This is a genomic window from Muricoccus radiodurans, from assembly GCF_050154705.1.
Taxonomy (GTDB): Bacteria; Pseudomonadota; Alphaproteobacteria; order Acetobacterales; family Acetobacteraceae; genus Roseomonas; species Roseomonas radiodurans.
On record NZ_CP189561.1, the window covers coordinates 2,078,841 to 2,104,196 of the forward strand.

23 protein-coding genes are annotated in these 25,356 nt (G+C 73.1%); 17 read left to right on the forward strand and 6 right to left on the reverse strand.

Annotated features, from left to right (window positions below; translation table 11 throughout):
- From murC to ACP6CK_RS10325, 11 genes are all read left to right on the forward strand, one after another.
- Complete coding sequence (gene murC / locus ACP6CK_RS10275; RefSeq protein WP_426958793.1) at positions 1-1,443, forward strand: UDP-N-acetylmuramate--L-alanine ligase; 1,443 nt, start codon at positions 1-3, stop codon at positions 1,441-1,443.
- Complete coding sequence (murB, locus tag ACP6CK_RS10280; RefSeq protein ID WP_426958794.1) at positions 1,440-2,360, forward strand: UDP-N-acetylmuramate dehydrogenase; 921 nt, start codon at positions 1,440-1,442, stop codon at positions 2,358-2,360. Before murC ends, murB begins: the two co-directional genes overlap by 4 nt.
- The gene (locus ACP6CK_RS10285; RefSeq protein WP_426958795.1) at positions 2,357-3,331 is read left to right on the forward strand and encodes a D-alanine--D-alanine ligase; all 975 of its coding nucleotides are present in this window, start codon (positions 2,357-2,359) and stop codon (positions 3,329-3,331) included. Before murB ends, ACP6CK_RS10285 begins: the two co-directional genes overlap by 4 nt.
- Positions 3,321-4,208: a cell division protein FtsQ/DivIB gene (locus ACP6CK_RS10290; RefSeq protein WP_426958796.1), complete on the forward strand. Its 888-nt coding sequence runs from the start codon at positions 3,321-3,323 to the stop codon at positions 4,206-4,208. The genes ACP6CK_RS10285 and ACP6CK_RS10290 overlap by 11 nt, the downstream gene beginning before the upstream one ends.
- 28 nt (positions 4,209-4,236) lie before the next feature.
- The gene (gene ftsA, locus ACP6CK_RS10295; RefSeq protein WP_426958797.1) at positions 4,237-5,547 is read left to right on the forward strand and encodes a cell division protein FtsA; all 1,311 of its coding nucleotides are present in this window, start codon (positions 4,237-4,239) and stop codon (positions 5,545-5,547) included.
- Between the two features lie 70 nt (positions 5,548-5,617).
- A complete protein-coding gene (gene ftsZ / locus ACP6CK_RS10300; protein ID WP_426958798.1) occupies positions 5,618-7,183 on the forward strand; it encodes a cell division protein FtsZ in 1,566 nt (521 codons plus the stop codon).
- A 235-nt stretch (positions 7,184-7,418) separates the two neighbouring features.
- The gene (lpxC, locus tag ACP6CK_RS10305) at positions 7,419-8,381 is read left to right on the forward strand and encodes a UDP-3-O-acyl-N-acetylglucosamine deacetylase (RefSeq protein ID WP_426958799.1); all 963 of its coding nucleotides are present in this window, start codon (positions 7,419-7,421) and stop codon (positions 8,379-8,381) included.
- 200 nt (positions 8,382-8,581) lie between these two features.
- Positions 8,582-9,442, forward strand: coding sequence for an outer membrane protein assembly factor BamD (locus tag ACP6CK_RS10310; RefSeq protein ID WP_426958800.1), 861 nt, complete (start codon positions 8,582-8,584; stop codon positions 9,440-9,442).
- A gap of 20 nt (positions 9,443-9,462) precedes the next feature.
- Entirely contained in the window at positions 9,463-11,142 is a 1,680-nt protein-coding gene (recN, locus tag ACP6CK_RS10315; RefSeq protein ID WP_426958801.1) for a DNA repair protein RecN, read from the forward strand.
- Positions 11,143-11,184: 42 nt separating this feature from the next.
- On the forward strand, positions 11,185-11,961 hold the full coding sequence (locus ACP6CK_RS10320; protein WP_426958802.1) for an SDR family NAD(P)-dependent oxidoreductase: 777 nt from the start codon (positions 11,185-11,187) through the stop codon (positions 11,959-11,961).
- The gene (locus ACP6CK_RS10325; RefSeq protein WP_426958803.1) at positions 11,958-12,536 is read left to right on the forward strand and encodes a GNAT family N-acetyltransferase; all 579 of its coding nucleotides are present in this window, start codon (positions 11,958-11,960) and stop codon (positions 12,534-12,536) included. Before ACP6CK_RS10320 ends, ACP6CK_RS10325 begins: the two co-directional genes overlap by 4 nt.
- A 35-nt stretch (positions 12,537-12,571) precedes the next feature.
- On the opposite strand, the gene ACP6CK_RS10330 is transcribed toward ACP6CK_RS10325, so the two are convergent.
- Positions 12,572-13,291, reverse strand: a complete 720-nt coding sequence (locus ACP6CK_RS10330; protein WP_426958804.1) for an endonuclease V — start codon at positions 13,289-13,291, stop codon at positions 12,572-12,574.
- Between the two features lie 95 nt (positions 13,292-13,386).
- Between ACP6CK_RS10330 and ligA the strand changes: the two genes are divergently transcribed.
- The 3 genes from ligA to ACP6CK_RS10345 all read left to right on the forward strand — a co-directional run bounded on the left by ligA (position 13,387) and on the right by ACP6CK_RS10345 (position 17,191).
- A complete protein-coding gene (gene ligA / locus ACP6CK_RS10335) occupies positions 13,387-15,591 on the forward strand; it encodes an NAD-dependent DNA ligase LigA (protein ID WP_426958805.1) in 2,205 nt (734 codons plus the stop codon).
- Positions 15,592-15,653: 62 nt separating this feature from the next.
- The gene (locus tag ACP6CK_RS10340) at positions 15,654-16,394 is read left to right on the forward strand and encodes a C13 family peptidase (protein WP_426958806.1); all 741 of its coding nucleotides are present in this window, start codon (positions 15,654-15,656) and stop codon (positions 16,392-16,394) included.
- A 170-nt stretch (positions 16,395-16,564) separates the two neighbouring features.
- Positions 16,565-17,191, forward strand: coding sequence for a LysE family translocator (locus ACP6CK_RS10345; RefSeq protein ID WP_426958807.1), 627 nt, complete (start codon positions 16,565-16,567; stop codon positions 17,189-17,191).
- Between the two features lie 19 nt (positions 17,192-17,210).
- Here the strand turns inward: ACP6CK_RS10345 and ACP6CK_RS10350 are convergent, their stop codons facing one another.
- Positions 17,211-17,354 (reverse strand): hypothetical protein, encoded by a 144-nt coding sequence (locus ACP6CK_RS10350; RefSeq protein WP_426958808.1) that lies wholly within the window; start codon positions 17,352-17,354, stop codon positions 17,211-17,213.
- 197 nt (positions 17,355-17,551) lie between these two features.
- A complete protein-coding gene (locus ACP6CK_RS10355) occupies positions 17,552-19,324 on the reverse strand; it encodes an aminopeptidase P family protein (protein ID WP_426958809.1) in 1,773 nt (590 codons plus the stop codon).
- A gap of 181 nt (positions 19,325-19,505) precedes the next feature.
- On the opposite strand from ACP6CK_RS10355, the gene ACP6CK_RS10360 reads away from it, so the two are divergent.
- Positions 19,506-19,847: a DUF1127 domain-containing protein gene (locus ACP6CK_RS10360; protein WP_426958810.1), complete on the forward strand. Its 342-nt coding sequence runs from the start codon at positions 19,506-19,508 to the stop codon at positions 19,845-19,847.
- Positions 19,848-19,969: 122 nt separating this feature from the next.
- On the opposite strand, the gene ACP6CK_RS10365 is transcribed toward ACP6CK_RS10360, so the two are convergent.
- Together ACP6CK_RS10365 and ACP6CK_RS10370 are read right to left on the reverse strand one after the other, a co-directional pair.
- Positions 19,970-20,872, reverse strand: coding sequence for a 50S ribosomal protein L11 methyltransferase (locus ACP6CK_RS10365; protein ID WP_426958811.1), 903 nt, complete (start codon positions 20,870-20,872; stop codon positions 19,970-19,972).
- 25 nt (positions 20,873-20,897) lie between these two features.
- Positions 20,898-23,129 carry an ATP-dependent helicase gene (locus tag ACP6CK_RS10370; protein WP_426958812.1) on the reverse strand — a complete coding sequence of 744 codons (2,232 nt, stop codon included), beginning with the start codon at positions 23,127-23,129 and terminating at the stop codon, positions 20,898-20,900.
- A gap of 179 nt (positions 23,130-23,308) precedes the next feature.
- Here ACP6CK_RS10370 and ACP6CK_RS10375 point away from each other — a divergent pair, with 179 nt between their 5' ends.
- Both ACP6CK_RS10375 and ACP6CK_RS10380 read left to right on the forward strand, forming a co-directional pair.
- Positions 23,309-24,112, forward strand: coding sequence for a hypothetical protein (locus ACP6CK_RS10375; protein WP_426958813.1), 804 nt, complete (start codon positions 23,309-23,311; stop codon positions 24,110-24,112).
- Positions 24,109-24,663, forward strand: coding sequence for a hypothetical protein (locus ACP6CK_RS10380; protein ID WP_426958814.1), 555 nt, complete (start codon positions 24,109-24,111; stop codon positions 24,661-24,663). Before ACP6CK_RS10375 ends, ACP6CK_RS10380 begins: the two co-directional genes overlap by 4 nt.
- Positions 24,664-24,717: 54 nt before the next feature.
- Here ACP6CK_RS10380 and ACP6CK_RS10385 read toward each other — a convergent pair whose 3' ends face one another.
- Positions 24,718-25,341, reverse strand: coding sequence for an OmpA family protein (locus ACP6CK_RS10385; protein WP_426958815.1), 624 nt, complete (start codon positions 25,339-25,341; stop codon positions 24,718-24,720).
- Positions 25,342-25,356 lie beyond the last annotated feature (15 nt).

Below are 25,356 nucleotides of genomic sequence, written 5' to 3' on the forward strand. Positions count from 1 at the left end.
ATGCGCGCCCTGCCGCTGAACATCGGCCCCATCCACTTCGTCGGCATCGGCGGCATCGGCATGTCCGGCATCGCGGAGGTGCTGCACAACCTCGGCTACACGGTGCAGGGCTCCGACATCGCGGAGGGCTACAACGTCGCCCGCCTCCGCACCGCCGGCATCACCGTCCATATCGGCCACGATGCCGCCAACCTCGGGGAGGCGCAGGTCGTCGTGACCTCCTCCGCCGTGAAGAAGGATAATCCGGAGGTCCAGGCCGCCCGCAGCCGCTTCCTGCCCGTCGTCCGCCGCGCGGAGATGCTGGCGGAGCTGATGCGCCTGAAGTGGTCCATCGCGGTCGGCGGCACCCACGGCAAGACCACCACCACCTCCCTCGTCGCGGCGGTGCTGGAAGCGGCGAAGATCGACCCCACGGTCATCAACGGCGGCATCGTCAACGCCTATGGCACGAACACCCGCCTCGGCGCCGGCGAGTGGATGGTGGTCGAGGCCGACGAGAGCGACGGCTCCTTCCTGAAGCTCCCCGCCGTCGTCGCCGTGGTCACGAACATCGACCCCGAGCACCTGGACCACTGGGGCACGGCGGACGCGATGAACGAGGGCTACGCCCAGTTCGTCGGCAACATCCCCTTCTATGGCTTCGCGGTCCTCTGCGCCGACCACCCGCAGGTGCAGGCGATGATCCCGCGCCTGTCGGACCGCCGCCTCATCACCTACGGCTTCTCCCCCCAGGCCGATGTCCGGGCGGAGCGCGTCATCACCGACCGCATGGGCGCCACCTTCGAGGTGGTGGTGCAGGACCGCCTCACCCGCCGCTCCCGTGCCCTCAAGCCCTTCCGCCTGCCGATGCTCGGCCAGCACAACGTGCTGAACGCCCTGGCCGCCATCGCCATCGGCGTGGAGATGGAGGTGCCGGAGGAGACGATCCGCATGGCGCTCGCCACCTTCAAGGGCGTGAAGCGCCGCTTCACCCGCGCGGGCGAGGCCGGCGGCATCACCATCATCGACGACTACGGCCACCACCCCGTGGAGATCGCCGCCGTCCTCAAGGCCGCCCGCCAGGCCGGCGCGCGGGACGTGATCGCGGTCGTCCAGCCCCACCGCTACTCCCGCCTGAACGCCCTGTTCGACGAGTTCTGCACCTGCATGAACGACGCCGGCACGGTGATCGTGGCCGATGTCTACGCCGCCGGCGAGCAGCCGATCGAGGGCATCGACCAGGACGGCCTGGTGGAGGGGCTGCGCGCCCACGGCCACCGCAGCGTCGTCCCCCTGCCCGGCCCGGACTCCCTGGCGGAGATGGTCCACGCCATCGCCCGCCCCGGCGACTACGTCGTCTGCCTCGGCGCCGGCAACATCACCAACTGGGCCCACGCCCTGCCGGAGCAGCTCTCCGCCCTCCAGGCGAAGAGCGGCCCGCGCCGCATCAAGGGCGCGGCGTGAGCGCCTGCGCCGACAGGACGGACATCTTCTTCCCGGCCCTGCGGGGCCGTGTGCAGTCGCGCGCGCTCCTCGGCCCCACCACCTGGTTCCGCGTCGGCGGCCCGGCGGACTGGCTCGTCCGCCCTGCCGACACGGATGACCTGCTGCGCCTGCTGCGCCGCGCGGACGCCCCGATCACGGTCATCGGCGCCGCCTCCAACCTCATCATCCGGGATGGCGGCGTGCGCGGCATCGTGCTGCGCCTCGCCCGCGGCTTCTCCGGGATCGAGCTGGAGCCGGACGGCCTCACCGCCGGCGCCGCCGCCCTCGACGCCACCGTGGCGGAGCACGCCGCGGCCGCCTCCCTCTCCGGCCTCGAATTCCTCTCCGGCATCCCCGGCAGCATCGGCGGGGCCGTCGCCATGAACGCCGGCGCCTACGGCGCGGAGGTCGCGGATGTCCTCGACTGGGCGGAGATCGCGACGAAGGATGGGCTGCTGCGCGTGAGAGCCGCCGAGCTGCGCCTTGCCTACCGCAAGTCCCACCTCCCGCCCGGCGGCATCGTGACCCGCGCCCGCTTCCGCGCCACGCCCGGCGACCGTCACGCCATCGCCACCCGCATGGCCGAGATCCGCGAGAGCCGGGAGGCGACCCAGCCCGTCCGCGCCCGCACCGGCGGCTCCACCTTCGCCAACCCGGTGGTCAACAACCCCCTGGGCCACAAGGCCTGGCAGCTCATCGAGGCCGCGGGCTTCCGCGGCCGCGTCCACGGCGGCGCCCAGGTGAGCGAGAAGCACTGCAACTTCCTCCTCAACACCGGCGAGGCGACCGCCTCCGACCTCGAGGAGCTCGGCGAGGAGATCCGCGCCGCCGTCCTCGCCCGCTCCGGCATCACGCTGGAATGGGAAATCCGTCGCATCGGGGAGCCCGCGCCATGACCCGCGTCACCGTCCTTCTCGGCGGCCTCTCGAACGAACGGGAGGTCTCCCTCTCCTCCGGCCGCGAGATCTGCCCGGCCCTGCGGGAGGCGGGCTTCGACGTCACGCCGCTCGACCCCGGCCCCGACCTCGGCACGCTCGTCGCCGCGCTGACCGCGTCCCGCCCGGACGTCGTCTTCAACGCCCTGCACGGCCGCTTCGGGGAGGATGGCTGCATACAGGGCGTGCTCGACTGGATGGGCATCCCCTACACCCACTCCGGCCTGCGCGCCTCCGCGATGGCGATGGACAAGGCCGCCGGCAAGGCCGCCTTCGCCGCCGCCGGCCTGCCCGTCGCGCCGCACCGCCTGCTGGACGCGTCCGAGCTCGCCGTCGCCGACCCCTTCCCCGTGCCCTACGTCGTGAAGCCGGTGCGGGAAGGCTCCTCCGTCGGCGTCCACATCCTGCGGGACCGCGACAACCGCCGCGCCGAGATCGCCGCCACCTGGAACTGGGGCGAGATCATCGCCGAGCCCTTCATCCCCGGCCGCGAGCTGACCGTGGCGGTCATGGGCGACCGCCCTCTGGAGGTGACGGAGATCGCCACCGGCCACGAGTTCTACGACTACGACGCGAAGTACGCCGATGGCGGCTCCCGTCACACCCTGCCCGCCCCCGTCCCCGCGATCGTCCGCGCCCGCGCGATGGAGGTGGCGCTGGCCGCCCACAACGCGCTGGGATGCCGCGGCATCACCCGCTCCGACTTCCGCTGGGACGATTCCCGCCCGGGTGCCGAGGGCCTGTTCATCCTCGAGGTGAACACCCAGCCCGGCATGACGCCCACCTCTCTCGTGCCGGAACAGGCCGCCTTCCTCGGCATCTCCTTCCCCGAGCTCTGCGCCTGGATGGTTCGCCACGCCCGCCATGACGGCATGACGCGGGACGAGGCCGCGCGCCATGATCGCCGAGGAGCCATCCGCGATGCCGCGTGAGCTGCGCGGCGACCGCGCCTCCCGCCCCGCGCCGCCCGAGCCGAAGCGCCCCTCGGCGCTCCGCCTCTGGCTGCGCCGCCGCAAGCCGCTGCTGCGGCCCGCGGCGAAGATCGCGACCGGCCTCACCCTGCTCGGCGTGATCGCGGTCGGCGTCGCGAGCTTCGACCCCGCCTCCCGCCTCTCCGCGCTGACGGACCGCGTCACCGCCGGCCTCGGCGCGAAGTTCGGCGGCATGACCGTGCAGGACATCCGGATCGAGGGCGCGCGGAACACCCCGCAGCACCTGCTCCGCCAGGCGCTGGACGTCCGCCCGGGCGACCCCATCCTCGCCTTCGCGCCGGAGGCCGCGCGCGTCCGCCTCTCCAACATCCCCTGGGTCGAGAACGTCGAGGTCCAGCGCCACCTCTCCGGCACGATCTACGTCCGGATGACCGAGCGCGCGCCCTTCGCCATCCACCAGAACAACGGGCGCTTCGCCGTGGTGGACCGGGAAGGCCGCATCGTCGCGACCGACCGCCTGGACGCCTTCGGCCCTCTGCCCCTCATCGTCGGCCCCGGCGCGGAGCGCAGCGCCGCGCCGCTCTATGACATGCTGCGGGACCAGCCCGACCTCCTCGCCCGCACCCAGGCCCTCGTCCGCATCGGGGAGCGCCGCTGGAACCTCCGCCTGCACTCCGGCACCGACGTCCTGCTGCCCGAGGGCCACGAGGCCGCGGCCATCGCGCGCCTCGCCGAGTTGCACCGCCAGAACGCCCTGCTGGACCGGCCGCTGCAAACCGTCGATCTGCGCCTCCCCGATCGCCTCGTCCTGCGCCAGAATCCCGCGCCGGAGCCGGCGCCGGCCACCGCCCGGACCCGCACCGGAGCCCGGGGATGAGCCGCCCGCGGATGAGAGGAGACCGGGCATGAACGCCCTCGTCCGCGTCACGCCCCAGGGTCGCGACGGCGACGTCCCGCCGCCCCGCGGCGCCCGCCATCCCCGCGCCCGCACCGGCCCCTTCGGCGTCCTCGACATCGGCAGCACGAAGGTCGTCTGCCTCATCGCCCGGATCGAGGGCGACGGCACGCCCCGCGTGCTCGGCTTCGGCTGGCAGCGTGCCCAGGGCGTGAAGGGCGGCAACATCGTCGACCTGCCGGCCGCCGAGCGCTCCATCCGCGCCGCCGTCGCCGACGCGGAGGAGATGGCGGACACGAAGCTCTCCGGCGTGGTCGCGAACCTCTCCTGCGGCCAGCCGGAATCCCGCGTCCTCAACATCCAGTGGCCGATCGGCGACCGCGCCGTGACCGAGGCCGACCTCCGCGCCATCGTGTGGGAGGGCCGCCGCCGGCTCTCCGAGGAAGGCCGGGAGACGGTGCACGCCCTCCCCCTCGGCTTCACCATCGACGCGACCCCCGGCGTGGACGACCCGCGCGGGATGATCTGCGAGCATCTCGGCGCCCGGCTCCACCTCGTGGACGCGTCCTCCGCCAGCCTGCGCAACCTCGGCGCCTGTCTCGCCGGCTGCGACCTGGAGGTGGAGGAAGCCGTCTCCGCCCCCTACGCCGCCGCCCTCTCCGTGCTGGTGGACGACGAGCGCGACCTCGGGGCCACCGTCATCGACCTCGGCGGCGGCACCTCCTCCCTCGCCGTCGTGCAGGAAGGCCACCTCGTCCACACCGCCCAGGTCGCGGTCGGCGGCTGGCAGGTCACGAACGACCTCGCCCGCGGCCTGACCACCCCCGCCTCGCACGCCGAGCGGCTCAAGACGCTGCATGGCGGCATCATGGGCACGAACGACGACGACAAGGAGATGCTCCCCATCCCCCTCGTCGGGGAGGATGACGACCACCTCGCGCGCGTCCCCCGTACGATGGTCCTGAACATCATCCGCCCCCGCATCGAGGAGACGCTGGAGCTGATCCGGGACAAGCTGGAATCCGCCAGCCTCGGGCGCGACACCGGCGCCCGCGTCGTGCTCACCGGCGGTGCCAGCCAACTCGTCGGCATGCGGGAGGCGGCGTCGCGGATCCTCGGCCGGCAGGTGCGCCTGGGCCGACCGCATCCCGTCCGCGGCCTGCCCGAGGCGTTCCACACCCCGGGCTTCGCGACCACCCTCGGCCTGCTCGCCTGGGGCGCGGGCGAGGGCCGTCCGGTGCTGGACCTGGATTATGGGGCGAAAGGTGCCTCTCGCGGCACTTTCGCGCGTTTCGTCAATTGGCTCCGGGACCGTGTGTGATGCATAAGAGTCCCGGGGGACTACTGATTCGAGATTTCGGACGCCGCGCGTCCGCGAGGGGGGCATTGCGATGACGCTGAACCTGACCATCCCGCGTCAGCAGCACACGGACTTCACGCCGCGGATCACCGTGATCGGCGTGGGCGGTGCGGGCTGCAACGCGGTCAACAACATGATCGGCATGGGCCTCGACGGCGTCGAGTTCCTCGTCGCCAACACCGACGCGCAGCAGCTCGTGAACAGCCGCGCGGAGCGCCGCGTGCAGCTCGGCCCGCACCTGACGCAGGGCCTCGGCGCCGGCGCCAAGCCCGAGATCGGCCGCGCCGCCGCCGAGGAGGCGACCGAGGACCTCGCCCGCCACCTCGAGGGCGTGCACATGGTCTTCATCACCGCCGGCATGGGCGGCGGCACCGGCACCGGCGCCGCGCCCGTCATCGCCCGCATGGCGCGGGAGCGCGGCATCCTGACGGTCGGTGTCGTCACCAAGCCCTTCGACTTCGAGGGACCGAAGCGCCGCCGCTCCGCCGATGCGGGCCTCGAGGAACTGCAGAGCTACGTGGACACGCTCATCGTGATCCCGAACCAGAACCTCTTCCGCAAGGCCAATGAGCGCACGACCTTCGCCGAGGCCTTCAAGATGGCCGACGACGTGCTCTACATGGGCGTGCGCGGCGTGACCGACCTGATGGTCAACCCCGGCCTCGTGAACCTCGACTTCGCCGACATCCGCACCGTCATGGCGGAGATGGGCAAGGCGATGATGGGCACCGGCGAGGCCGAGGGCGAGGAGCGCTCGGTCAAGGCCGCCGAGGCCGCGATCTCCAACCCGCTGCTGGAGGACACCTCCATGCGCGGCGCCCGCGGCGTGCTGATCAACATCACCGGCGGCTACGACATGACGCTGTTCGAGGTCGACGAGGCCGCGAACCGCATCCGCCGCGAGGTGGACGAGGACGCGAACATCATCTTCGGCTCCTCGATCGACGAGACGCTGAACGGCCGCCTCCGCGTCTCCGTCGTCGCCACCGGCATCGACGCGCAGGAGGCCACCGCCGAGATGCGTCAGGCCGAGCCGCACCGCCTCGTCGCCGTCGGCGGCGGCGCCGTGCCGCAGGGCTTCACCCCGCCCGGCGTGGTGGCCGGCCGCCCCGCCGTCGTCACCCCGCGCCCGGCCGTGGTGCAGCCCCAGTCGATGCAGCCCCAGCCGATGCAGCCCGCCGCGCCGGTGCAGGCCGCGCCGCAGCCCGGCGCCCCGGTTCGGATGCCCTTCGTCGGCGCCCGCCGCCCCGCCACCCTGGCTGAGCCCGCCGCCATGGCCCCCAGCGCCGTGAGCAGCGTGCAGCCCGCGCCGGAGCCGGTTCTCCCGGCGACGCTGGCCCAGCCCGCCGCGCCGGCCCCGACGCTGCACGCCCCGGCCGCCGCTCCCCGTCCGGCCGCGACCCCGGCCGCCGGCGGCGCCTTCACCAGCATCTTCCGCCGCGCCACCGGGATCGGCGGGATCAAGCGCAGCCTGCCCGAGAGCACCGAGCCGCAGGCCGCGGCCCCCCGTGCCGAGGCCCCGCGCGCTGGCGGCCAGCCAGCCGACGACCAGCTCGGCCTGGACATCCCGACCTTCCTCCGCCGCCAGGGCAACTAGTCCGAAACGGTGTCCAGCAGGCCCCGCCGGGCAACCGGCGGGGCCTTTTTTATGCCTGCGCGGCAACGTCTATCCGGCTATCTTCCGGGTCTTTTCAGCCGCTTAACTAAACGTGTTCAGACGAAATCTACAGAAACAAGCGTTGAATCGCCCCTGCCGTGGTGCGGTGCCACTTTCCGCCGCGCCGGCCCGTTAAGTCGTTGGTCGGCACGGATCATCACCTCCGGGGTCACTCATGGACGGTTACTTCCCGATCGGCGCGACGCGGTCCCGGACCCTGAAGTCCGCGATCAGCTGCGTCGGCACCGGCCTGCACTCCGGCGCCCGCGCCTCCCTCACCCTGCGTCCCGCCCCCTTCGGCACCGGCATCGTCTTCCGCCGCACCGACCTCGGCCTCGAGATCCCCGCCCGCCACGACGCGGTGAACGACACCCGCCTCTGCACCTGCATCGGCGAGGGGTCCGCGCGCATCGGCACGATCGAGCACGTCATGGCCGCCCTCGCGGGCTGCGGCGTGACCGACGCGGTCGTGGAGGTGGACGGCCCGGAGGTCCCCATCCTCGACGGCTCCGCCGCCCCCTTCGTCTTCCTGCTCGACTGCGCCGGCCTGACGGAATCCGCCCTCGCCGCGCCCGAGATCGAGGTCCTCCGCACGGTCCGCGTGACCGAGGGCGAGGGTCCCGACGCCGCCTGGGCCGAGCTCGCTCCCGGCACCGGCCCGGGCTTGGAGGCCGAGCTGTCGATCGATTTCGGCAGCACCGCCATCGGCCGCCAGTCCCTGTCGCTGCGCGTGACCGAGGACAGCTTCCGCGCCGTCCTCGCCGATGCCCGCACCTTCGCCATGGCCGAGGACATCGCCCGCCTCCGCGCCGCTGGCCTCGCCCGCGGTGGTAGCCTGGCGAATGCGGTGGTGGTGGACGGCCCGCTGGTGCTGAACCCCGGCGGCCTGCGCCACTCCGACGAGTTCGTGCGGCACAAGCTGCTGGACGCGGTGGGCGACCTCGCCCTGGCCGGCGCCCCGCTGCGCGCCCGCTTCCGCGGCCACCGCTCCGGCCACGCGCTGAACAACCGCGTGCTCCGCGCCCTGTTCGCCGACCCGCGCGCCTGGCGCCTGGTGGATGCGCCGGAGATGCCCGCGGGCGTCCTCTCCTCGGCCGGCGCCACCGCCCGCCTGCCGATGGCTGCCAGCCCCGCCTGACCCCCGGCGGCCCGGGCGCTCCCCCGCTTCCGCCGCCCACGGCAGCCCGATCGAAAAAAATGAGTGGGGGCTCGGGGAGGAGAATTCCTTCTCTCCCCCGGTGTCCTCCGAACCACCGCTCAAGCCCCGCCCCCCCATCACGGAACGGACCGGGAAAGCCGGGTCGCGCCCGGCTGGGCCCGTGCTATAAGGCCGCCACCATGCCCCAGAGCCGCCTCCTCCTTCTCCCGCTGGCCCTCGCGCCCCTGCTGCTCGGCGGCTGCGAGAGCCTCGGCCTCAGCTCCTGGAACGGCCAGTCCTCTTCGCTGACCCGCCGCGGCCAGGTCGACCCCGCCGACGTCTCCCCGGAGACCCTCTACGCCAACGGCCTCGCGGCGCTGCGCGCCGAGCGCTACGCCGCCGCCATCGAGCAGTTCGAGGCGGTGGAGCGTGAGCACCCCTACTCCACCTGGGCCACCAACGCCCGGCTGATGAACGCCTACGCGGAGTACAGCCGCAACCGCTACACGGAAGCCCTGGGCCAGCTGGACCGCTTCATCCAGCTCCACCCCGCGCATCGCGACATTGCCTACGCCTACTACCTCCGCGCCCTCTGCTACTACGAGCAGATCGCCGATGCGGAGCGCGACCAGGCCGGCACGGAGACCGCGATGGCCGCGCTGCAGGAGGTCGTCACCCGCTTCCCCAACTCCACCTACGCCCGGGACGCGCGGCTGAAGATGGACCTCGCCCGCGACCACCTCGCCGGCAAGGAGATGAACATCGGCCGCTTCTACCAGGGCCGCCGCCTCTACGCCGCCGCCATCGGCCGCTTCCGCCGCGTGGTGGACGAGTACCAGACGACGAACCACACGCCCGAGGCGCTGCACCGCCTGACCGAGATCTATCTCGCCCTCGGCCTGACGGAGGAAGCGCGCCGCACGGCGCTCGTGCTCGGCCAGAACTACCCCGGATCGCCCTGGTACCAGGACAGCTACGCCCTGCTGGTGGACGGCGCCCCCGGCGCACAGCCGCGCGAGCGCCCGGGCTTCTTCCGCCGCGCTGTTAACTCCGTCTTCTAGACACCCTACATCAGGCGCGGATGCTCGCGTCCCTCTCCATCCGCGATGTGGTGCTGATCGAGCGCCTGGACCTCACCTTCGGTCCGGGCCTCTCGGTGCTGACCGGCGAGACCGGCGCGGGCAAGTCCATCCTGCTGGACAGCCTCGGCCTCGCGCTCGGCCAGCGCGCGGAGTCCGGCCTCGTGCGCGCCGGCCAGTCCCAGGCCGTCGTCACCGCCGCCTTCGCGCCGCCCCCCGATCACCCCGCCAACGCCCTGCTCGCGGAGCAGGGCATCGTGGTGGAGGACGGCATCGTCCTCCGCCGCATCCTCACCGCCGACGGCCGCTCCCGCGCCTTCGTCAACGACGAGCCGGTCGGCGTCGCCCTGCTGCGCCGCCTCGGCACCCTGCTGGTGGAGGTGCAGGGCCAGCACGACCAGGTCGGCCTCGCCGATCCCGCCTCCCATGCCGGCCTGCTCGACGCCTTCGGCGGTCTCGACACGCGCCGCAACGCTGTCGCCGACGCCCATCGCGCCTGGCGCGCCGCCGAACGCGCCCTGCGCGACGCGCGGGAGGCGATCGCCGCTGCTCAGCGCGACGAGGAATGGCTCCGCCACGCCGTCAGCGAACTCTCGGACCTCGCCCCGAAGGAGGGTGAGGAGGACGAGCTCGCCGCCGACCGCCAGCGCCTGCAGGGCGGCGAACGCCGCGCCGAGGCCATCGCCTCCGCCCTGTCCGAGTTGCAGCCCCGCGACCGCCGCGGCGGCGGCTCCCCCGCCGCGGCCATGCGCAACGCCGCCCGCGCCCTCGAACGCCTGCCGCCCCCGAACGAGGAGGCCGCGCCGGCGCTGGCCGCCCTCGCCGCCGCCCAGGACGCCCTGTCCGAAGCGGAGTCCCTCCTCGAACGCCTCTCCAGCGACGCCCAGCCCGACCCGCGCCGCCTCGAACAGGTGGAGGAGCGGCTCTTCGCCCTCCGCGCCGCCGCCCGGAAGCACAGCGTCGCCGTGGTGGACCTGCCCGCGCATCTCGCGGACCTGAAGGAGCGCCTCTCCGCCCTCAACGCCGGCACGGGCCGCGTCGCCGCGCTGGAGACCGCCGCGCGGGACGCGCGCACGGCCTATGTGACGGCCGCCAACACCCTCACCGCCGCCCGCAGCGACCACGCCGCGAAGCTGGAGAAGGCCGTCGCCCGCGAACTCGCCCCGCTGAAGCTCGAGCGCGCCCGCCTGCACGTGGAGATCGAGCCGCGCGAGGAATCCGCCTGGGGCCCCGATGGCCAGGATCGCGTCACCTTCCTCGTCACCACGAACCCCGGCCAGAAGCCCGGTCAGCTTGCGAAGATCGCCTCGGGCGGCGAGCTCTCGCGCCTCATGCTCGCCCTGAAGGTCGTGCTCGCCCGCGGCTCCCCGGTCCCGACCCTGGTGTTCGACGAGGTGGACAGCGGCATCGGCGGCGCCACCGCCGCCGCCGTGGGCGACCGCCTGGCCCGCGTGGCCGAACGGCTCCAGGTTCTCGTCGTCACCCACTCCCCCCAGGTCGCCGCCCGCGGCGCCCGCCACTTCCAGGTGGCCAAGGGCGTCCGCGACGACCGCGCCGAGACCCGCGTCGTCCCGCTGGAGCCGAAGGCGCGGCGGGAGGAGATCGCCCGCATGCTCGCCGGCGAGCGCGTGACCGAGGCCGCCCGCGCTGCGGCCGACGACCTCTTGGCGGGCGCCGCCTAGCGCGCTTCCATCCCCGCCTGATCCGTGGGGACGTGCCGGACCGTGTATCTCGAGAAGCTTCGCCTGGACGGCCGCGTCGCCGTCGTCACCGGCGCCGGCCAGGGCATCGGCGCCGCCTGCGCGCGCGCCCTCGGCGAAGCAGGCGCGACGGTCATCCTCGCGGACCTCTCCCTCGCCCGCGCCGAGGCGACCGCCGCGGAGCTCCGCGCCCTCGGCCAGCAGGCCCAGGCCCTCGAGCTCGACGTCACGAAATCCGACCACGTCACCGCCGCCGCCGAGCGGCTCGTGGCCGAGCGCGGCCGCGTGGACATCCTCGTGAACAACGCCGGCGTCGCCGTGAGCAACGTCCCCGCGGAGGAGACCTCCGACGAGCACTGGCGCCACCACATGGACGTCAACGTCGATGGCCTGTTCTGGTGCTGCCGCGCCTTCGGCCGCGCCATGCTCGCGCAGGGCCGCGGCGCCATCGTCAACATCGGCTCCATGTCCGGCTTCATCGTGAACCGGCCGCAGCCCCAGTCCTTCTACAACGCCTCCAAGGCCGCCGTGCACCACCTCACGCGGTCGCTGGCCGCCGAATGGGCGCCGCGCGGCGTGCGCGTGAACGCCGTCGCGCCCACCTACATCGAGACGCCCCTCACCCGCTTCGGCATGGAGGAGGACCCGGACATGCTCTGGCTCTGGCAGTCCCACACGCCCATGGGCCGCGTCGGCCAGCCGGACGAGGTAGCCTCCGTCGTCCAGTTCCTCGCGTCCGACGCCGCCAGCCTCATGACCGGCGCGGTCGTGCAGGTGGACGGCGGCTACACCTGCTGGTGAGCGCCCCTGACGCGCCCCGGCCGGCCGCCATCGGGACGCGCCGCGCTGAGCCGCGCGACGCCCCCGCCCTTGCCGCCCTCCTCCGCCTCCTGAACGACGAGCCCGGCCTTCACCCCGGCCGCCTCACCCCCGACCGTGTCTTGCACGACCTGATCGAAGACCCCCGCGCCGTCGTCCTCCTCGCCGAGCGGGACGGGATCGCGGCGGGCCTCGCCACCGCCCACCCCACCTATGACAGCGGCACCGCCCGCTGGGGCCTCTTCCTCAACGACCTCATCGTCGCCCCGGGCTCCCGCCGCCGCGGCATCGCCCGCGCCCTCCTCGCCGCCATGGCGGCGGAGGCGCGTCGGCAGGGTGGCGCCTTCCTCTGGTGGAACGGGGACGAGGGCGACGACCTCGCCCTCGCCTTCCATCGCGCCACGGGTGCCGCGGAGGCCAACACCGTGGACTTCACTCTCGCCGGCGAGGTCTTCGACCGGATGGCCGGCGCTGCCAGCCCCGGGGAAGGCGTCGCCTTCCCCAAACCCCATCCACCAGGGGCCAGGCGTGGCCCCTGGACCCGCGTCGAGGAATAGATCGCGGAGGCGCCGGAAGGGCCGCGCCTCCCGACTCAGAGCAGCCGCCCGGACATCGCCGCCCGCCGCGCCTCACCCGCCAGCTGGTCCGCCAGCCGCGTCGGCTCCGGCAGCCGATATCCACCGCCCCAGTCCAGCACGTGCCGGATCGCGGCCTCCAGCGTCACGCGATGCCCCACCGACACATAGACCGGCTGCACCCCCACCTTCGTCCGCAACACCGCCCCGATCCGCCGCCCCTTCCACACCAGCGGCGCCCAGTCGCCCCGCGCATCCCCCAGCAGGCCCTGCGGTTGCCCCACCAGCACGGACTTCGCCACCCCGATCGTCGGCACGTCCAGCAGCACGCCGAGATGGCTCGCGATCCCGCAGGACCGCGGATGACTCACCCCGTGCCCGTCCACGAAAACCAGCTCCGGCAGCCGGGGCAGCTTCGCCACCGCCTCCAGCACGAAGGGAACCTCCCGGAACGCGAGGAACCCCGGCACATAGGGAAAGGACGGCACCCCCTCCGCCAGCCCCGTTGCCGCGGGCCGGTTGCGCGCCCCGGCCCGGTCCAGCAGCACGGCCATCGCCCGCACCACGTCGGGCGTCCCGCGCGGCGCCCCGGAGCAATCCACCCCCGCCACGTGCCGCGCCGGCCCCTGCCCCACGGGCCGATCCTCTTCCAGGACCCGCGCCGCGATCTCCTCCTGAGCCCGCCGCGCGACCTCGAGCGAAGCGGGGTGAACCCAGTCCGGGGGGAATTCCGTCATGATATCGTAACGCCGCAACGCCACCCCGGGCGCAGCGGCGCATGATCACGGCCGCGCTGTTCCCAGCCCGCCCGAAGCCGGGCTAACTCCGCCCGATGCCGCCGGCCGCCCCGAATCCCCGCGATCCCGAAGCCCTGACCGAGGAGGAGGCCGCCGCCGAGCTGGCCGACCTCGCCCATCGGATCGCGGAAGCGAACACCGCCTACCACGTCCACGACGCGCCCATCATGACGGACGCGGAGTACGACGCTCTCTTCCGCCGCAACGCCGCGCTCGAGGCCCGCTTCCCCGACCTCATCCGGGACGACAGCCCGAGCAAGCGCGTCGGCGACGCCCCCGCCGCCGGCTTCGCGAAGCTCCGCCACGGCACGCCCATGCTGTCGCTGGACAACGCCTTCGCGCCCGAGGACTTCGCCGAGTTCGCGGCCCGCATCCGCCGCTTCCTCGGCCTCTCCGCGGAGGAAACGCTGCGCTTCGTCGCGGAGCCGAAGATCGACGGCCTCTCCGTCAACCTCACCTACGACAAGGGCCGCTTCACCAAGGGCGCCACCCGCGGCGACGGCACGACGGGCGAGGACATCACGCAAAACCTCCTCACCCTGAAGAGCCTCCCCCGCCGCCTGAAGGCCCCCTTCCCCGACAGCATCGAGATTCGCGGCGAGGTCTTCATGACCAAGCGCGACTTCATCGCCTTCCGCGACGAACAGGCCCGCCTGGCGGAGGAGCGCGAACGCCGCCGCGAGGCCGGCGAGCGCGTCGGCGAGGCCGTCCGCATCCCCGCCAATCCCCGCAACGCCGCCGCCGGCTCCCTCCGCCAGCTCGACGCCACGATCACCGCGTCCCGCCCGCTGAAGCTCTTTGCCTACGCCCAGGGCCAGTCCAGCGAGCCCGTGGCCGAGACCCATTCGGGCTACCTCGACCGCCTGCGCGAATGGGGCTTCGACGTGAACCCGCTCTCGGAACCCCTGCCCGACGAGCACGCCGCCGAGGCCTTCCAGGCCCGCATGGCCGAACGCCGGGCCGGGCTCGACTACGACATCGACGGCGTCGTCTATAAGCTGGACCGCCTGGACTGGCAGTCCCGCCTCGGCTTCGTCGGCCGCGCCCCGCGCTGGGCCATCGCCTGGAAATTTCCCGCCGAGCGCGCCGTCACCCGCCTGCTCCGCATCGACATCCAGGTCGGCCGCACCGGCGCGCTGACGCCCCGCGCGATCATGCAGCCCGTCAACGTCGGTGGCGTGATGGTGCAGCACGCCACCCTGCACAACGAGGACGAGGTCGCCCGCAAGGACGCCCGCCCCGGGGACACGGTGGAACTGCAGCGCGCCGGCGACGTCATCCCCCAGATCATCCGCGTGGTGGACCCCGACCGCCCGGGTCGCGCCGATCCCTGGACCCCGCCCACCACCTGCCCCGAATGCGGCAGCGCCGCCGTCCGCCCGGAAGGCGAGGTCGTCCGCCGCTGCACCGGCGGCCTCATCTGCCCGGCCCAGCAGGTGGAGCGCCTGATCCACTTCGCCGCCCGCCACGCCATGGATATCGAGGGCCTGGGCATCGAGAACGTGGAGCTCCTCCACCGCGAGAACCTCGTCCGCACCCCCGCCGACATCTTCCGCCTGAAGTCCCACGCCGAGACCCTGCGCGGCTGGAAGGGCTGGGGCGCCGCCGCGAAGAAGGGCGAGTCCCGGAAGGTCGAGAACCTCCTCAAGGCCATCGAGGACCGCCGCACCCCCAGCCTGGAGCGCTTCATCTTCGCCCTCGGCATCCGTCGCATCGGCGCCCAGAACGCCCGCCTCCTCGCCCGCCACTACGGCACGGTGGAGGCCTGGCGCGACGCCATGATCGCCGCCCAGGTCATCGGCTCGGAGGCGCTGGAGGACCTGAACGGCATCCAGGGCATCGGCCCCGCCATCGCGAAGGAGCTCACCGCCTTCTTCGCCGAGAAGGGCAACCGCGACGCCCTGAACGACCTGCTGAAGGAGGTCTCCCCGGAACCGGCGGAAGCCGCGGCAACGGGCGCCCTCTCAGGCAAGTCCCTCGTCTTCACGGGCAGCCTTGAGACCATGACGCGCCAGGAGGCCGAGGCCCGCGCCGAATCCCTCGGCGCCAAGGTCGTGAAGTCCGTCTCCAAGCGCACGGACTACGTCGTCATCGGCGCCGACGCCGGCTCCAAGGCGACGAAGGCCAGGGAGCTCGGCCTCAACACCCTCACCGAGGCCGAATGGCGGGCGCTCGCCGGCTTCCCGCCCGCTCCCGCGGGACCCAGCGGCGACACGTCCGGCGACACAGTCGTGACCTGACGGGCGCTCGCCCCCGCCCCCGATCCGCCGCAGGCTGCACGAAGCCCCTGCGGAGCCGATTCATGAAGCGCTTCCTCGCCCTTCTCCTCGCCCTCGCCCCCGCCGCCTGTGCCGTTCCCGGCCCCACCGCCGCCCCCATCCGATGGCACGCCGTCCTCGTCGCCGCGGATGGCAGTCTCCCGGTCTGGGACAACGCCGTCACGCGCATGGCCGGCGGCCTGAACGGCACCGCCTCCGTCCAGCGCTTCTCCGCCGCCGCCAACCCGCCCCCCGGCACCCGGCCCGCCCTTCTCCAGAACGTCGCCGGGGCCATCGCCGACCTCCGCCCCGCCCCGGGCGAGGGCTGCCTGATCTTCGTCACCGCCCACGGCGCCCCGCAGCGCGGCCTGGCCTTCGTCGCCTCCCGCAACTTCCTCGGCCCCGGCCTGCTGAACGCCGCGCTGGATCGCGGCTGCGGCGACGCCCCCACCGTCGTCATCGCCTCGGGCTGCTACACCGGGAACTTCATCGAGCCGCCCCTGGCCCGCACCAACCGGATCATCCTGACCGCCGCCCGCCCCGACCGCCCCTCCTTCGGCTGCGGCGCCGGCTTCACCTACACGGTCTTCGACGAATGCGTGCTGAACAGCCTCGACAGCACCGCCCCCGCCGGCTGGACCGCCGTCTCCGACGCCACCATCGCCTGCGTCGAGCGCGAGGAAGCCCGCCTCGGCGCCCAGCCCTCCGGCCCGCAACGCTCCCTCGGGGAGGGCGCGCGGAACATCCCCGTCCCCTGGGGCGGGCTCCGCTCGGTCAGGGGGTAAAGAAAGGGCCTCCGGCGGCCGGGGAGTTTGAACTCCCCGGACCCCACGCGGGGCTGCCGCGGAATTCGGCGAAGCGGGACGCCAGGGCGGCCCGCCCCATCAACGCCGCTGCTGCCGGGCATCACCCGAACTCGTTCGACCCGGGAACAAACCGGCGCCACGCTCGGCCCATGCCGCTCGATCCCGGTCTCCTCGCCGCCTACATCCTGGCCTGCGTCGTCCTGCTGGTAACGCCCGGGCCGGACATGATGTTCGTCCTCGGCCAGACCCTCGCCGGCGGCGCGCGCCGGGGCTGGGCGGCCACGATCGGCCTCTGGTGCGGCGTGATGGTCCACATCCTCGGCGCCACCCTCGGCGTCGCCGCCATCATCGCGGCGGAGCCCGCCCTCTTCACCGCGCTCCGCCTCGTCGGCGGCCTCTACCTCGTCTGGCTCGGCATCGGCGCGATCCGCGCGGCCCTGCGCGGCGACCCAGCGCTCCGGCCCGCCGCGCCGGTCTCGCGCGTCGTGCTCCAGGGCGCGCTCACCAACGTCACCAACCCGAAGGTCGCGCTCTTCTTCCTGGCCTTCCTGCCGCAGTTCGTGGACCCGGATCGGGCGCCGGCCTGGGTGCAGATGCTGCTTCTCGGCCCGGTCCTGCCCCTGCTCTCCGCCCCGTTCTTCGCCGTCCTGATCGCCGGCGCGGCGGGTGCCTCCCGCAGCCTCGCCCGCTCCGCCCGCGCCGCGCGCTGGCTGCACGGTGTCAGCGGCGCGATCTTCCTCGGCCTCGGCCTGCGCCTTCTCCTTGCCCGGCGCTGACGGACGACGGCCGCGTCGCTCAGCCCATGAGAAGGGCGACCACCCCCACCGAGAGAACCAGCATCCCCGAAGAGGCCAGCACGTAGAGCCGCAGGGCCGGCACGCCGGTCAGCCCACCTTGCAGCGCCTGGCGTGAGGTCCGGACATCAAGGCTCTGGCTCATCGGCTCAACCACACGCGACGGGATGACGGCTCTTGTAGCCATTCGGGATGCGACTCGATACGCGCCCCTTCGAAGACTCCTGAGCGTCAGGCCACACTGTGGCCAGGTAGCCACAGACTCCTCGGTCCCGGTGCCCCCCCACCCGGCGGAACACCCTGACTCTTCCTACTCGGGGCGCGTGTCCCGGCGATCAGGCCTCACGCCACCAGCGGCGCGCAGGCCGCCCGAAGCCAGGCCGCCGTCGTCGCGTCCAGCATCGGGGCCACCTCCGCGAGAACCCGCGCGTGGTAGTCGTCGATCTGCGCCCGCTCCGCCGGCGTCAGACCCTCCACGGCGATCAGCCGCCGCTCGAAGGGCGCCAGGGTGAGCGTCTCGAAGCGCAGCCACCGCTTCGGACCCGGCGCCGCCTCGTCGCGCGCGACCAGCAGCAGGTTCTCGATCCGGATGCCGTAGGACCCCGGAAGGTAGAAGCCGGGCTCGTCCGAGAGGATCATCCCCTCCCGCAGCGGGATGTTCGCCGCCGCGCGCGAGAAGGCGGCCGGTCCCTCATGCACGGACAGGAAGGCGCCGACCCCGTGCCCGGTGCCGTGGTCGTAATCCAGCCCGGCTTCCCACAGCGGCCGCCGCGCGATCGCGTCCAGATGCGGGCCCGCCACCCCCTCCGGGAAGCGCGTGGCGGCCAGCGCCAGCATCCCCCGCAGCACGCGGGTGTAGCGGTCCCGCAGCTCAGCCGGCGGCTCGCCCGGCCCCGTCCACAGCGTGCGCGTGACGTCCGTCGTCCCGTCCAGGTACTGACCGCCGCTGTCGATCAGGAAGGCCTCGTTCGGCCGCACCGCCCGGTCCGTCTCCGCCGTGGCGCGGTAGTGGATGATCGCCCCATCCTCCCCCGCCCCCGCGATGGCCGGGAAGGATTCCGCCCGGAACCGTTCCTCCTCCCGCCGGAAGCCCAGCAGCCGCTCGGCCACCGAGACCTCCGTCCGTCCGCCCATCGGCGCCGCCTCCGCAAACCAGGCGAGGAACCGCGCCAGCGCCCGCGCATCCCGCTTGTGGGCCGCCCGCGCGCCGTCCCGCTCCGCCGGTGTCTTCGTCGCGCGCGGCAGGCGCACGGGGTCGGTCCCCGCCACCACCTCCGCCCCCGCGTTCCGCAGGGTCAGCCCGAACCAGGCGGGCGTCGCCTCCGTGTCCACCCGCACCCGCTTCCCGGCCAGCCCCCCGAGCGCCGCCGTCAGCCCTGACCGCGGCTCGAAGGCCACGGCGTTGCCCAGCGCCGTCCGCAGCTCCGGCCCCGCCTTCGCCGGGTCCATGAACACCTGCACCGAGGCGTCGTCTCGCAGGATCGCGAAACCCAGCGCCAGGGGCGTGTGGTCCAGGTCCCCGCCCCGCATGTTCAGCAGCCACGCCACGGAGTGCGCGTCCGCCAGCACCGCGGCGGCCTGCCCATCCTTCCGCAGTTCCTCCGCGATGGCGGCCCGCTTCTCCGCCGCGCTGCGCCCCGCGAAGGCCTCCGGCCAGGGCTCGGCCTGCGCCGCGGGCGGCGGCGGCCGGTCCGTCCACACCGCGTCGAGCGGGTTCTCCGCCAACGGCACCAACACCGCGCCCGAGGCGGCCAGCCGGTCCACCATCGCCTGCGGGTGCAGCCAGGGATCGTACCCCACCCGCCGCCCCGCCGCGTGCTCCTTCAGCCACTCGGCCGGCGGCTGGTCGATCAGGTGCCGGCGCTCCCACAGCGCGGGGTCCGTCTGCTGCGCCACCTGCGTGACGTAGCGCCCGTCCGTGAAGACGACCGCCCGCTCCGGCAACACGATCGCCAGGCCCGCCGAGCCGGTGAACCCCGTCAACCAGGCCAACCGCTCCCCACCCGCCGGAACGTATTCGCCGAGGAACTCATCGGCCCGCGGCACGATGAACCCCTCCACCCCCGCCCGCGCGATCGCCGCGCGCAGGGCTTCCAGACGCTCCGTTCTGTTCACGAGATCTTCATCGAAAGCATATCTCCGGCGACATCATGCGAACTGCGCATACCTCAGGCCCTGTCCCCGGGGGATCAACCCGGCCCGGGAAAGGACCATACAAGGCGCACCACGAAGCGCCCGGGACCCGCGGATATCCTTCCGCCGGCCGACAGGCGCCGCGACACACGGACACGCTATCATGAACCCCCGCATCGCCCAGGCGCATGCCGCGCCGATGATGCCCTTTCCCGCCAACACCCGGCTGAGCGACGCCGAGGCGATGCGCCTCCAGGCCGTCGAGGCGCGCGACGCCGCCCTGCTCGCCGGCTTCCGCCGCCTCAAGGCCCGCATCGCCGCGTGGCGCGAGCGCCAGCGGACCCTCGCGGCCCTGCGCGACCTGTCGGACCGCGAGCTGACCGACATCGGCCTCGTCCGCGGCAGCCTCCACCGCATGATCGACGAGCCGCTGCCGCGGATGACCGCGACCCGCACCGCGCCCGTCGCGGCGAACGACCAGTCCGCCGCCCGCCGCACGGCCTGATCCCGATCGGCGAAGGTTGACCGGGGCGGCGCACCGCGCTGCCCCGATGCCGGCCCGTGTGTTGCCCCTCACGGGGCACCACGGGCCGGCGGTGTTTCGGGCGCCGGCTTGCGCGAGCGTTCTCAGCCCGGCTTGCGGACCACCAGCGCCGTCCAGGCCCCCTGGTTCACCCGCCGCTCCAGCCACATCCCGCCGCGCCGGTGCGCCGCCAGCACCATTCGCGCCTGCGTCCCCAGCAGCCCCGCCAGGATCGCCCGCCCGCCCGGACGCAGATGCGCCCCCAGCGGCCGCGCCATCGCGCAGAGCGGCCGCGCCAGGATGTTGGCGAACACCAGGTCGTAGCGCCCCCGTGCCACCACCGGCGCCCGCCACCCATCCGCCAGCACCGGCCGGACCAGCGGCGCCACCCCGTTCAGCGCCGCGTTCTGCTGCGCCACCCGCACCGACCAGGGCTCGATATCCGTCGCCAGCACCCGCCGCCGGACACGCTTCGCCGCCGCCATCGCGAGGATTCCGGACCCTGTCCCGAGATCCAGCATCCGCCGCGGCGCCCGCGGCAGCCGCAGCCGCTTCGCCACGTCCTCGAAGGCGATGAGGCAGCCACGGGTGGACCCATGCTCCCCCGACCCAAAGGCCAGCCCCGCATCCAGCGTCAGCACCGTCCGCCCATGCACCCGCCGCGGCGGCAGATGCGTCGGCCGGATCAGCACCCGCCCACCGATCTCCTGCTCCGGAAAGGCCTCCGCGGTCCGGGCCAGCCATCCCTCCGCCTCCACCGGCCCGCGCTGCGGCACCAGCTCCACGCCGGCGATGACCGAGGCCAGCGCCAGCGCCCCAACGAGCGCCTCCTCCCCCGCGCCTTCCTCCCGCACGCCCTCGACGCGCCAGGTGTCGGTCGGCTCGTCCCGGAACAGCGCGACGGTGCGACACACCGTCTGCATCGCCGCCTCGACCGCCGGCACCGCCTCCTCCGGCAGCCCCTCCAGCCAGACCGTCTCCAGGTTCTGCGCGTGGCGCCGCGACATCAGCCGCGCCCCCCGATCTGCGGCATCACGCCTTCTCCACGAAGCTGTCCATCACGCGCTTGGTCCCTGCCTTCTCGAAGGCGACCTCCAGCCGGTTGTCGTCCACCGCCGTCACGCGCCCATACCCGAACTTCTGATGGAACACGCGCTGCCCCACGCTCATCGCGTCGGCGCGTGCCGGCCGCTCCCGCACCTCCCAGGACCCGGCCTCGATCACCGGCCGCCGCGTCTGGACCGGGAAGGCGCCGGCGAAGACGGAGGGCGCATCCACCATCCGCGCCCGCTGCGACGCCCCGCTCCCCTCGCGCTCGATCTGATCGGGCGGCAACTCATCCAGGAACCGCGACGGAATCGCCGAGGTCCAGTTCCCGTAAACCCGCCGATTGGCCGCATGGGAGATCACCGCCATCTTCCGCGCCCGCGTGATGCCGACGTAAGCGAGGCGTCGCTCCTCCTCCAGGCTCTTCACCCCGCCCTCGTCCAGCGCGCGCTGATGGGGGAACAGCCCCTCCTCCCAGCCCGGCAGGAAAACGAGGTCGAACTCCAGCCCCTTCGCCGCGTGCAGCGTCATCAGCGACACGCGCGCGCCCTCGGAGTTCTCGTCGTTCTCCATCACCAGCGCGACGTGCTCCAGGAAGCCCGCCAGCGTCTCGAACTCACCGATCGCGCGCACCAGCTCCTTCAGGTTCTCCAGCCGTCCCGGCGCCTCGGCCGACTTGTCCTGCTTCCACATCTCCGTGTAGCCGGACTCGTCCAGCATCGTCGCGACGGCGATGACATGCCCGTCCTTCTGCATGATCCCCCGCCACCGCGCGAAGCCCTGGAACAGCTCCCGCATCGCCGCCCTGGGGCGTGCCCGCAGCGCCTCCGTCTGGGCCAGCCGCTCCGCCGCCACCGCCAGCGGCACGCCCTGCTCCCGCGCGCCGATATGCATCTGCTGCAGCGCGCCGTCGCCGATCCCGCGCTTCGGCACGTTCACGATCCGCTCGAACGCCAGATCGTCGGAGGTCGAGTGCATCACGCGCATATAGGCCATGGCGTCCCGCACCTCGGCCCGCTCGTAGAACTTCAGCCCGCCGACCACGCGATACGGCACGCCCAGCGTGATCAGCCGCTCCTCGAAGGACCGCGTCTGGAAGCCCGCCCGCACGAGGATCGCCATCTCCCCGAGCGACGTGCCCGACCGCTGCGCCTGCTCGATCCGCTCCCCCACCATCCGGGCCTCCTCCTCGGAGTCCCAGAGGGAGACGACGCGCACCTTCTCCCCATCGGCGTCATTGCGCCCCGCGCGCAGCGTCTTCCCCAGCCGCCCCTCGTTCTTCGCGATCAGATGCGCCGCGGTGGCCAGGATCGGCCGCGTCGAGCGGTAATTCGCCTCCAGCCGCACGATGGTCGCGCCCGGAAAATCCTTCTCGAAGCGGAGGATGTTCTCCACCTCCGCCCCGCGCCAGGAATAGATCGACTGGTCGTCGTCGCCGACGCAGCAGATGTTCTTGTGACCCTGCGCCAGCAGCCGTAGCCACAGGTACTGCACGGTGTTCGTGTCCTGGTACTCGTCCACCAGGATGTAGCGGAACATGCGGTGATACTGCGCGAGCACGTCTTCCCGCGTCCGCAGGATCTCCGCCATGTGCATCATCAGGTCGCCGAAGTCGGCGGTGTTCAGGTCGCGCAGCCGGGACTGGTAAGCCTCATACAGCGCGCGAGCCCGGTTGTTGGCGTAGTCGCTGTCCTCCGCCGGCGTCACCCGCGCCGGCGTCAGCCCGCGGTCCTTCCAGCGCTGGATGACCGCCATCAGCCCCTGCGCCGGCCAGCGCTTCGTGTCCACGGCCGCGGCATCCATCACCTGCCGCAGCAGCCGCATCTGGTCGTCGGTGTCCAGGATCGTGAAGTCCGACCGCAGCCCGACATATTCCGCGTGCCGCCGCAGCATCCGCGCGCAGAGCGCATGAAAGGTGCCGAGCCACAGCCCCTCCGCCGGCCGCCCCAGAATCGCGGAGACGCGCTCCTTCATCTCCCGCGCCGCCTTGTTGGTGAAGGTCACCGCCAGAACTTGGTTGGGAAAGGCGCGCCGCGTCATCAGGATATGGGCGAAGCGCGTCGTCAGCACCCGCGTCTTGCCGGTCCCGGCGCCGGCCAGCACCAGCAAGGGCCCGTCCACCGTCTCCACCGCCGCCCGCTGCTCGGGGTTCAGCCGCTCCAGGTAATCCCCCTGGGGCGAGGGCGGCTCGGAGGGGGTCTGGTATGGCGGGAACACGGGGGCGGCTATAGAACGGGTCGCGAACCCGGCCAACCATTCGCCTGGACCCTGCCCTGCTCCGCCTATTCCTCGAAGGCTCCGCCCGCCATGGCGGCGCCCTCCTCGCCGTCGGCATCTTCGCCGGGCTCCTGACCCCGCCCCTGGCCGCCGCCCTGCGGGACGTCGTCACGCCCGTCGTGGCCGCCCTGATGACCCTCGTCCTCCTCCGCGTGGATCCGGCCCAGGTCGTCGCCTACCTCCGCCGCCCGGTCCTCGTGGCCGCGCTGCTCGCCTGGCTCCTCCTGGCCTGCCCGCTTCTCACCTTCGCGGTCACGTGGCTCACCGGCCTGGACGGCCCCCTCGGCGCCGCCCTGGTGATCATGGCCACGGGCTGCGCCGCCACCTCCTCCCCCGCCTTCGCCCGCCTCGTCGGCCTGGACGGGGAGGTCGCCCTCGTCGTCGCCGTCCTCTCGACCCTGCTGATCCCCTTCTCCGCCCCGCCGCTCGCCCTCGGGCTGCTGGGGATCGACCTCTCCATCTCCATCACCGCCCTGACGGGGCGCCTCGCCCTCGTGGTCGGCCTCCCGCTGATCCTGTCCCTGGTCATCCGCCGCCTCGCGGGTCCGAAGCGGCTGGAGCACTGGGGTCGCGCCGTGGACGGCGCCGTCGTCCTGCTGGTGGTCCTCTACGGCTTCGGCATCATGGACGGGGTGCTGGCGCGGCTGCTGGCCCAGCCCGGCTTCGTCCTCGGCGGCATCGCCCTCGCCTTCGCGGGCTCCTTCGCCCTCAACGCCGCCACCGCGGCCGCCTTCGCGCCCACTGGCCGCCGGCTCGCCCTCTCGGCCGGCCTTCTCTCGGGCAACCGCAACATGGCCCTCTACTTCGCGGTCCTGCCCGCCAGTACGGACCCGCGCATCCTCCTCTTCTTCGCCCTCTGCCAGTTCCCCCTCTTCCTCAGCCCCTTCCTGCTGCGGCCGGTCTATTCCAGGCTCAGGGTATGACGAGCCGTCGAGACAACCCGTCCGATCCGGTCGCATTCGTGTTCGAAGCCACCGAGGTGGGGTGGATCGACTTCCGTATCCCATCCCTGACAAGCCGCCTGATCCAGGCAACGCACCTCGGCGATCCGTTTCCTGACCTCCTTCAATGGCTCGAGAGCATTCTGGATGGCGCCGAATCCGCACGCTGGGCCATCGGCGAGGAGGGCCAGATGACACAGCTGGTCTTCCTGCGCGCCGCCCATGCCGGGATCGACCACATGGAAGACCGCCTGCTTCTGCTCTCAACGAGCTTCCGGGAGGACGAACTCGCCAGCCGGCCGGTAGAGGCGATGAACCTCATCCGGGACGTCTACGGTGCTTTCAGGGCCTTCGCCGAGGGTCCGGTCTACAGCCCGGACGACTGGGAATGGGACGAGGAAAAGGACGATTGCTACGATGGGCACCGCCTGCGCGATCTCCGCTCCCGCAAGATCGAGGCCGCGCTGAGACGGGGTCCGGAGCCGGAACAGCTTGAGCTGCGGGTCGGCTGGTCGTGGCGGCGGAGACCCTGATTCACCGGAGCCCGTCGCGCCTCGCGGTGGACACGTTCCTCCGCTCAGTCCCCCTCACCCCATCTTCAGCACCTGCACCCGCCGGTTCCGCCATTCCGCCACCTCGTCGGGCGTGGGCACGATCGGGTCGGACTCCCCCCGCCCCGCGGTCATCAGCCGGTCCGGCGCGATGCGATACGTCATGACAAGGTAGTCCCGGACCGCCTCGGCCCGCTGCACCGACAGCACCTGGTTGGTCATCGCCGACCCCACCCGGTCCGCATGCCCCTCGATCAGGAAGCGGAACTTCGACAGCTCCGACGACGCCAGCGCCATCCCGAGATGCGAGAGCTGCGCCCGCGCCTCCTCGGACAGCGCCGAGGACCCCGTCGCGAAATGCACGAAGATCGACACCCCGACGACCCCGCGGGGCGCCGTGCTCTGCTCCGTCATCAGCGGCGGCCGCATCACCCCCGGCGGCGGCACGGCCAGATACGGGGAGGGCGGGCGGATCCCCCGCGTATCCGGCGCCACCCCGCGCGTCGCCGCACCCGGCGATACCGCTCCACCGGGCGCCGCCGCCGGCGGGGGCGCGTCCCCGAAGCGCTCGATCAGCGCCCGCGCCTCGGGCGTCACCTGCGCGAGGGCGGGCGCCGCCGCGAGCCACCCGAAAGCCAGGACCGCCAGAACCACCCGCATAGCCACCTCGTCCGA